Source organism: Amycolatopsis sp. SID8362 (genome assembly GCF_010550475.1).
Taxonomy (GTDB): Bacteria; Actinomycetota; Actinomycetes; order Mycobacteriales; family Pseudonocardiaceae; genus Amycolatopsis; species Amycolatopsis eburnea.
The window spans coordinates 1-6619 of the sequence record NZ_JAAGNB010001373.1 but is presented as its reverse complement, the minus strand read 5'-3'; the positions used below and the strand labels follow the sequence as shown (position 1 = coordinate 6619).

The window sequence follows — 6619 nt, the reverse complement described above, 5'->3', positions numbered from 1 at the left end:
GGTGCCGTCGCGGTGCTCACCGACGCCGACGGCGCCGAGCGGCCCGCCCTGCGCGACGCCGGCGTCCCGATCCTGGTCCACGCCGACCCGCGCGCCGCCCTCGGCGAGATCGCCGCCTGGATCTACGGCGAGCCCTCGCTGCGGCTGGCCGTCCTCGGCGTCACCGGCACCTCCGGAAAGACCACGACGTCCTACCTGGTCGACGCCGGGTTGCAGGCCGCGGGCCTGACCACCGGCCTGATCGGCACGGTCGAGACGCGGATCGCCGGCGAACGGCTGGTCAGCGGCTTCACCACGCCCGAGGCGCCGGACCTGCAGGCGCTGCTCGCGGTGATGCTGGAGCGCGGCGTCACGCACGTGCCGATGGAGGTCTCCAGCCACGCGCTCGCGCTGGGCCGCGCCAACGGCACCCGGTTCGCGGTCGGCGCGTTCACCAACCTCTCCCAGGACCACCTGGACTTCCACAAGGACATGCAGGAGTACTTCGCCGCGAAGTCCCTGCTGTTCGACGGCCGCTCGACCAGCGAGGTCGTCGTGGTCGACAGCGCGTGGGGCCAGGCCCTGCTCACGCCGCAGACGATCACCGTGACCACGGACCCGGGCACCGAGGCCGCCTGGAAGGCCACCGACCTGGAGGCCACCCCGCACGGCGAGCAGACGTTCACCCTGCACGGCCCGGACGGCCTCAGCGCCGCCGCGAAGATCCCGCTGCCCGGCGAGTTCAACGTCGCCAACGCCGTGCTCGCCGCCGCGATCCTGAGCACCGCCGGGGTGGGCCTGGAGCACATCGTCACCGGGCTCGCGCAGGTGCAGGTGCCGGGCCGGATGGAGCGGGTCTACGTCGGCCAGGAGTTCACCGCCGTCGTCGACTACGCCCACAAGCCCGCCGCGGTCGCCCAGGGCCTGGACGCCCTGCGGGCCCGCACCGAGGGCCGGATCATCACCGTGCTCGGCTGCGGCGGCGACCGGGACACCGCCAAGCGCCCGATGATGGGCGAGGCGGCGGCCCGCCGCAGCGAAGTCCTGATCGTCACCGACGACAACCCGCGTTCGGAGGACCCCGCGGCGATCCGCGCGGCGATGCTGGCCGGCGCCCGCGCGGTCGGGCCCGCCGAGGGCGGCGAGGTCATCGAAATCGGCGACCGCCGCGAAGCCATCGCGCACGCCGTCGCGCTGGCCGGGCCGGGCGACATCGTCTTCCTCGCCGGCAAGGGGCACGAGTCCGGCCAGGAGGCCGGCGGTGTCGTGCACCCGTTCTCCGACCGCGACGAGCTGGCCGCGGCCATCAGAAACAAACTCGAGGTGAACGTGTGATCGTGCTCAGCCTGGCCGAGATCGCCGACGTCGTCGGCGGCCGGCTGCACCGCGCCGAACCGGGCACCCAGGTGACCGGCAGCGTGGAGTTCGACACCCGGAAGCTCACGCCCGGCGGCCTGTTCGTCGCTCTGCCGGGGGAGAAGGTCGACGGCCACGACTTCGCCGCGCAGGCCGTCGAGGCCGGTGCCGTGGCCGTGCTGGCCGCCCGCGAGGTCGACGGGCCCGCGATCGTCGTGCCCCCGATCGGGGCGGGAGAGGTCCACGAGCGCTCGGTCGCGCTGACCGGCGACAAGGACGGCTCCGGCGCCGCGGTGCTGGGCGCGCTGGCCAAGCTCGCCCGGTACGTCGTGCAGCGCCTCTCCGAGGGCACCTTGACCGTCGTGGGCGTCACCGGCTCGTCGGGCAAGACGTCGACGAAGGACGTCATCGCGCAGCTGCTCGAGCCGCTGGGCCCGACGGTCGCGCCGCCCGGGTCGTTCAACAACGAGCTGGGCCACCCCTGGACCGCGCTGCGGGCCGACGCGGAGACCCGGCACCTGGTGCTGGAGCTGTCCGCGCGCGGCCCGGGACACATCGCCCACCTCGCCGAGATCGCGCCGCCGAAGATCGGCGTGGTGCTCAACGTCGGCTCGGCGCACGTCGGCGAGTTCGGCTCGCGCGAAGGCATCGCGAAGACCAAGGGCGAGCTGGTGGAGGCCCTGCCCGAGGACGGCCTCGCGGTCCTCAACGCCGATGATCCGCTGGTCAGCGCCATGGCGAGCCGCACGAAGGCCCGCGTGGTGTTCGTCGGCGAAAGCCCCTCGGCGCAGGTGCGCGCGGAGAACATCACCGTCGACGACGAAGCCCGCGCGTCCTTCCGGCTGGTCACCCCGGCCGGCGAGGCCGACGTCAAGCTGCCGCTGCACGGCGAGCATCACGTCGGCAACGCCCTCTCCGCCGCCGCGGTCGCCCTGGAGCTGGGCTCGACGCCGGCGGAGATCGCCGCGCGGCTGTCCGGGCTCGAACGGCGGTCGGCGCGGCGCATGGAGGTCGTCACGCGCGAAGACGGCGTGACGATCCTCAACGACTCGTTCAACGCCAACCCCGAGTCGATGCGGGCCGGGCTGAAGGCCCTCGCGGCGATGACGCGAGAGAGCGGCCGCCGGTCCTGGGCCGTGCTCGGCGTGATGGGCGAGCTCGGCGCTGACGCGGTCACCGCGCACGACGAGATCGGCCGCCTGGTCGTCCGGCTCAACATCGCCAAGCTCGTCGTGATCGGCCCCGAGGCGGCGGCCATGCACCAGGGCGCGTTCCAGGAGGGTTCCTGGGGCGAGGAATCGACCTTGGTACCCGACGTCGAGGCCGCGACCGCCCTGCTGCATGATCAGCTCCGCCCCGGGGACGTGGTGCTGGTGAAGGCCTCCAAGGCGGCCGGCCTCTGGCGGGTCGCCGAGGCCCTGCTCGAACCCCGGGAAACCGACAACTCCGAGAATCGCTCGAACGGTGGTGACGCGTGATCAGCATCCTGATCGCGGCCGCGGCGGGCCTGCTGGTCTCCATCCTGCTGACGCCCTACCTGATCCGGGTCTTCTCCCGGCAGGGCTTCGGCCAGGAGATCCGCGAGGAAGGCCCCCAGGGACACAAGTCCAAGCGCGGTACCCCGACCATGGGCGGTGTCGCGATCATCATCGCGATGGTCGTCGGGTACTTCGCCGCGCACCTGATCAACTGGATGTTCAACTCCCGCAGCGGCGCGCCGACGGCCTCCGGGCTGCTCGTGCTGATGCTGGCGGTGGGACTGGGGGTCGTCGGCTTCCTCGACGACTTCATCAAGATCCGCAAGCAGCGCAACCTGGGGCTGAACAAGACCGCGAAGCTGGTCGGCCAGCTGGTGGTCACGGTCGCGTTCGCGGTGCTCGCGCTGAACTTCGCCGACGAGCGCGGCATCACGCCGGCGTCGCAGAGCCTCTCCTACGTCCGCGACCTCGCGCTGATCACCTTCCCCGCGGTGTTCTTCGTGATCTTCTGCTACATCGTGATCTCCGGCTGGTCGAACGCGGTGAACTTCACCGACGGCCTCGACGGCCTGGCCGGCGGCTCGGCGGCGATGGTGCTGGCGACCTACGTCGTCATCTCGTTCTGGCAGGAGCGCCTCAACTGCGCGAACGGCCCCGCGCCCGCCTGCTACGACGTCCGCGACCCGCTGGACCTGGCGGTCGTCGCCGCGGCGGCGACCGGCGCCTGCGTCGGGTTCCTCTGGTGGAACGCGGCCCCGGCGAAGATCTTCATGGGCGACACCGGCTCGCTGGCCCTCGGCGGCCTGGTCGCGGGTCTCTCGATGACGACCCGCACCGAGCTGCTCGCCATCGTCATCGGCGGCCTGTTCATGGTCGAGATGATCTCGGTGGTCGCGCAGATCGCGGTGTTCCGGACGACCCGGCGAAGGCTCTTCCGGATGGCGCCGTTCCACCACCACTTCGAGCTGGCCGGGTGGGCCGAAACCACGGTCATCATCCGGTTCTGGCTGCTCTCGGCGATCTGCTGCATGTTCGGTCTCGGCCTGTTCTACAGCGAGCAGCTGGGCTTCGGAGGCTGACGTTGGACATCGCCGGTCGTCACGTTCTCGTCGCGGGGGCCGGGGTCACGGGGAAGTCCGTGGTCCCGGTGCTGGTCGAACTGGGTGCGCGCGTGACCGTCACCGACGGCAACGCGGAGCGCCTGGCCGAGCTGGACGGCCTGGGCGCGGAGCTGGTGCCCGGGCTGACCGAACCGCCGGAAGACGTCGTCCTCGTCGTCACCAGCCCCGGCTGGCGCCCGACGTCGCCGCTGCTGGTCGCCGCCGCCGAGGCGGGCGTCGAGGTGATCGGCGACGTCGAGCTGGCCTGGCGGGTCGGGCAGCTGCGCGAGCACCCGCCGTCCTGGCTCGTGGTGACCGGCACCAACGGCAAGACGACCACCGTCGGCATGCTGGAGTCGATCCTCAAGTCGGCCGGCGGCAACGCCGTGGCCTGCGGGAACATCGGCTACGCGGCGCTCGACGCGGTCCGCGCGGGCTACGACGTCCTGGCTGTCGAGCTGTCGAGCTTCCAGCTGCACTGGTCCTCGACGCTGGCCCCGGACGCGGCCGTCGTGCTGAACCTGGCCGAGGACCACATCGACTGGCACGGCTCCATGGACGAGTACGCGGCCGCCAAGGGCCGGGTCTACGCCCGGGCCAAGGTCGCCGTGCACAACGCCGACGACGAGTGGTCCACCCGGATCGCCGAGGCGCACGCGCCCGAGAGCGCCCGCCGCGTCGGCTTCCAGCTCGACACCCCGCGGGCGGGCGAGCTGGGGATCGTCGAAGACCTGCTGGTCGACCGCGCTTTCGTCGCCGACCCGGCGACCAGCGCGGAGGAGCTGGCCACGCTCGCCGACGTCCGCCCGGCGGGCCCGCACAACGTCTCGAACGCCCTCGCGGCGGCCGCGCTGGCCCGCGCGCACGGCGTCGCCCCGGAGGCCGTCGTGAAGGGCCTGCGCGAGTACCAGCCGGCCCCGCACCGGGCCGTCGAGGTGGCCGAGGTGGCCGGCGTCCGGTACGTCAACGACTCGAAGGCGACCAACCCGCACGCGGCCGCCGGCTCGCTGCGCGCGCACGAATCGATCGTCTGGATCGCCGGGGGCCAGCTCAAAGGCGCCTCGGTCGACGAACTCGTGAGCAGCATCGCTGGCCGCCTGCGCGGAGTTGTGCTACTCGGTGTCGATTCACCCGTGATCGCCGCCGCGGTCGCGCGACACGCGCCGGATGTCCCGGTGAACAGCCTCCGTCCGGGTGACGATGAACCCATGACTGCGGCGGTGAGTGCGGCCAGCGCGATGGCCCGGCCAGGTGACGTGGTGCTGCTGGCACCCGCCGCGGCGTCGTTGGACATGTTCCGCAACTACGGCGAACGCGGCGACGCGTTCGCCGCGGCGGTGCACGTCCTCCGCGACGACGCAGCGGGGGAGCCGAGTGACGGTCACTGAGCCCAAGCCCAAGCGGCCGCGCCGCGAGCGCAAGGAGAGCGGCTTCGTCGCCTTCCGGTCCGCGCTGACCGCGTGGCTGTCGCGCCCGCTGGCGTCGTTCCACCTCGTGCTCGCCCTCACCGGCGTGCTCACCGTGATCGGCGCCGTCATGGTGCTGTCGGCGTCGTCGGTCGCGTCCTACAACCCGAAGACCGGCAGCGGCGTGTACTCGCTGTTCGTCAAGCACCTGGTGTTCGTCGCCATCGGCTCGGTCGTGTTCTGGGTGGGCCTGCGGGTCAAGCTCGAGCGGATCCGGTCGATGTCGGCCACCGCGACGGTGATCTGCCTCGGCCTGCTGGTGCTGGTGCTGACCCCGCTCGGCTCGACGGTCAACGGCTCGCAGGGCTGGTTCAAGCTCGGCGACTTCACGTTCCAGCCGGTCGAGGCCGCGAAGGTCGCGCTGGCCTTCTGGGGCGCGCACATCCTGGTGATCAAGTACAACGTGATCCACCAGTGGCGGCACCTGCTGGTGCCCGTGGTGCCGATCGCGCTGCTGATGTTCGCACTGGTCATGCTGCAGCCCGACCTCGGCGGCACGGTCACCCTCGCCGTGGTCCTGCTCGCCCTGCTGTGGTTCGCCGGCGCCCCGAAACGGCTGTTCGGCGTGATCCTCGCGGGCGGCCTGGCCGGCGTGCTCGTGCTCGCCGTCATCGCGCCCTACCGGCTCGACCGGGTGATGTCGTTCCTGTCGCCGGACGCCGACACGACCGCCGAGGGCTTCCAGGCGAACCAGGCCAAGCTGGCGCTGGCCGACGGCGGTTTCTTCGGCAAGGGCCTCGGCCAGGGCGCGTCCAACTGGGGCTACCTGCCGAACGTGCAGAACGACTTCATCTTCGCCCTGATCGGCGAGGAGCTCGGGCTGATCGGCTGCGTGGTCGTGCTCGCGCTGTTCGCCGGCGTCGCGATCGTGGGCCTGCGGATCGCCACCCGCAACATCGACCCGTGGATCCGGATCGTCGCCGGCACCCTGACGGTGTTCCTGGTGGCGCAGGCCGGCATCAACATCGGCTACGTCGTCGGCCTGCTGCCGGTCACCGGCGTCACGCTGCCGCTGATCTCCTACGGCGGGACGTCGCTGGTGATCACCATGCTCATCATGGGCGTGCTGGCGAACGCGGCCCGGCACGAACCGGAGGCGGTGGCCGCGCTGCGCACACAGGGGCCGGGTAAATTCGGACGCCTGCTGCGGCTGCCCGCGCCCGATCCGTACCGCCCGCCCGCCACCCGCAAGGGTGCGGCGCGCACCGGGGCGAAGGCGGCCAGGCCCGCGCCCCGTGCG

The 6619-nt window shown here is 72.2% G+C and carries 5 protein-coding genes; all 5 read left to right on the top strand.

From position 1 onward, the window contains the following. On the top strand, positions 1-1314 hold a 1314-nt coding region (locus G3I65_RS42290), incomplete at its 5' end, for a UDP-N-acetylmuramoyl-L-alanyl-D-glutamate--2,6-diaminopimelate ligase (RefSeq protein ID WP_160701072.1). Further along, positions 1311-2813 (top strand): UDP-N-acetylmuramoyl-tripeptide--D-alanyl-D-alanine ligase, encoded by a 1503-nt coding sequence (murF, locus tag G3I65_RS42285; protein ID WP_160701071.1) that lies wholly within the window; start codon positions 1311-1313, stop codon positions 2811-2813. The genes G3I65_RS42290 and murF, both read left to right, overlap by 4 nt. Beyond that, complete coding sequence (gene mraY, locus G3I65_RS42280; protein ID WP_160701070.1) at positions 2810-3892, top strand: phospho-N-acetylmuramoyl-pentapeptide-transferase; 1083 nt, start codon at positions 2810-2812, stop codon at positions 3890-3892. Before murF ends, mraY begins: the two co-directional genes overlap by 4 nt. A 2-nt stretch (positions 3893-3894) precedes the next feature. Then, positions 3895-5301 carry a UDP-N-acetylmuramoyl-L-alanine--D-glutamate ligase gene (gene murD / locus G3I65_RS42275; RefSeq protein WP_239071778.1) on the top strand — a complete coding sequence of 469 codons (1407 nt, stop codon included), beginning with the start codon at positions 3895-3897 and terminating at the stop codon, positions 5299-5301. Continuing rightward, on the top strand, positions 5288-6619 hold a 1332-nt coding region (gene ftsW, locus G3I65_RS42270), incomplete at its 3' end, for a putative lipid II flippase FtsW (protein WP_160701069.1). The genes murD and ftsW, both read left to right, overlap by 14 nt.